Origin of the sequence: Ferruginibacter sp., assembly GCF_031430955.1 — a bacterium.
In the GTDB taxonomy this organism is placed as follows: domain Bacteria; phylum Bacteroidota; class Bacteroidia; order Chitinophagales; family Chitinophagaceae; genus Ferruginibacter.
Genome location: NZ_JANPCM010000106.1, coordinates 1 through 2,298, shown reverse-complemented (window position 1 = coordinate 2,298; position 2,298 = coordinate 1). Strand labels below are relative to the sequence as shown.

At 35.5% G+C, this 2,298-nt stretch carries 4 protein-coding genes; all 4 read right to left on the bottom strand.

Annotated elements, in window-relative coordinates; all coding sequences use genetic code 11:
* Positions 1–435 (bottom strand): CoA transferase subunit A (locus tag ACY65O_RS02925; RefSeq protein WP_462219355.1); only part of this gene is annotated, 435 nt, incomplete at its 3' end.
* Positions 432–824, bottom strand: a complete 393-nt coding sequence (locus ACY65O_RS02920) for a DUF4296 domain-containing protein (protein WP_462219354.1) — start codon at positions 822–824, stop codon at positions 432–434. The genes ACY65O_RS02920 and ACY65O_RS02925, both read right to left, overlap by 4 nt.
* The gene (gene porD / locus ACY65O_RS02915; protein WP_462219353.1) at positions 821–1,738 is read right to left on the bottom strand and encodes a type IX secretion system protein PorD; all 918 of its coding nucleotides are present in this window, start codon (positions 1,736–1,738) and stop codon (positions 821–823) included. The genes ACY65O_RS02920 and porD overlap by 4 nt, the downstream gene beginning before the upstream one ends.
* Positions 1,731–2,298: phosphopantothenoylcysteine decarboxylase domain-containing protein (locus ACY65O_RS02910; protein ID WP_462219352.1), on the bottom strand; the 568-nt coding region annotated here is incomplete at its 5' end. The genes ACY65O_RS02910 and porD, both read right to left, overlap by 8 nt.

The following is a 2,298-nucleotide window of genomic DNA, read 5'->3' as shown; positions in this document are numbered from 1 at the left end:
ATATTCCATTAAATATTCTTTGCCGTTAAATATTCTTATTTCTTTTCCATCGGCCACTTCAGTTCCTACTCCCGCTGGTGTAAAAATTGCCGGCATCCCATAACCCGATGCCATACACCTTGTTGCTAAAGTTCCCTGTGGTATCAGCTCCACTTCCAATTCGCCACTTAGTAACTGCCTTTCAAATTCTGCATTTTCCCCAACATAAGATGCAATCATTTTCTTTACCTGTTTCTCCTGCAGCATCAGTCCAATACCAAAATCATCTACGCCGGCATTATTAGATATACAGGTTAAATTTTTAATTTTTTTATTTACTAAGGCAGCAATACAATTTTCCGGAATACCGCACAACCCAAAACCTCCCAGCATTATTACAGCGCCATCATTAATATCACTAATTGCTTCTGCTGCATTTTTATATACTTTGTTCATTTCAATTTTTCTATTACTGAGTCGGGTAATGTTGTGAGCTTTCCTTTTGTATCGCTGTATTTATTTTTTTCTGCTTTGGCAATCATACTGTCTAAAAGCGGTTGGAGCAATTCTGTATGGTTAAGATAGAACTTATAACTGTCGTAAAATTCTGCTTTTGTAACTTTATGCATTGCAAAAATCCGCTGCTGCAGCTTTACACTTTCGGCTTCTGGTTTTTTTGCAGAATCTTTTTTTATAAAATCATTTGTAAATGCGTCTTCACGCAATATATCCCATAAAACGGTTTGCATTTTAGCTGGCTTTAAAATTCCTTTGGGTATTTCATTTTTATTTCCGCAGGAAAATAAAAAAAGTGCAGCTATGAATACAATTTTTTTCAACCTCATTTCAACTCGTCTTTATATTTATTAGCATTGGTAATATCCATTTTTTGCAATAGTTCAGATGCCCTCATTTTATCCTGCTGCGGCGCTTTTGAAAAAAGTTTTACCAGCTCGGTGGATTTTCCCTGGAAGAAAAACTGGTTGATCATTTTGTTGGGGTTTTCTGTATTGAAATTATTAAGCAGGTTCAATACGTTCATCACTTCTGCCCTGGCAGTATTTTCATCTTCATAAAATTTATCCATTCCCAGCCGGTAATAATTATAATATACATCATGCATTAATGTGTAACGGCTGTTAAGCATATTTTCTACCAGCCAGTAACGGTTACGTACGCCATCAAATGCTTTCCATCCACTTATGCCCCTGCCATCTGGTGCGTTGTTTACAATATTTTGTGCCTTTTGAAAATACACATCGCCGCCCCGGGGAGAAAACGAATCGTAATCAAAAGCTAAAATCATATTGGCATAATAAGCAAACACAGCAGTAAGGTTAGATACCAATCCATCTGAGCCGGATACCCTGTTTTCATTAAAATCCAGTTGCTGAAATTCTGCATATTTAAAAGTTACATTTTCATCACGAAAATTAATAATTGGAGAAAGATAAGAAGTATTAAAAATTGGCCGGGCTGCCTGTATGGTTAAACTGGCACTGTAAACATTTAAATCTGCAGTGGGCTCCAGGTTAAGTAAAAAACTACAGGTTATTTTTTCGTTGGGTAAAAAAACATCAGTTGTCCACTTACGGTTATTCATAAAATTATTTAAAGCGGTTTGCAGTGTTTTAAATACACTGGGGTTTACCGCATTGCCCACCTGGCTGCTTACAATTGTTACGGTAGCTTTTAACTCCTGTGCCTGTAAAAAACCTGTGGCAAATGTAAGCAGGAATAAAAAAAATAATTTACGCATGTAATAATTTAATGATGGTGTTTACAATATCTTTTGCCACTTCTTTTTTTGATTTAGTATCAAACTTATACTCATTATTATGTTTATCAAAAATAGTGATTCTGTTGGTGTCGTACCCAAACCCGGCCCCTGCATCGTTTAAAGAGTTTAAAACAATCATGTCGGCATTTTTTGTTTGCAATTTTTTTAACGCATACTCCTTTTCATTGCTGGTTTCCAAAGCAAAGCCTACCAGCAATTGTTTATTTTTCTTTTTTTCGCCAAGCGATTTTAAAATGTCTTTTGTTTTTGTCAGTTCAATATTAAATGTATTTTCATTTTTTTTTATTTTTTGAGATGCAGTGCTAACCGGCGTATAATCTGCTACCGCTGCACTCATCACAGCAATATCAGTTTTTTCAAAATGGTTAATACATGCATCGTACATTTCATTTGCCGATTTAACTTTTATAACCTCAATATTTTCTGACACATTAATATTTGAAGGCCCTAAAACCAAAGTAACATTTGCACCACGGTTTTTCATTTCTTCTGCAATGGCAACCCCCATTTTGCCAGAC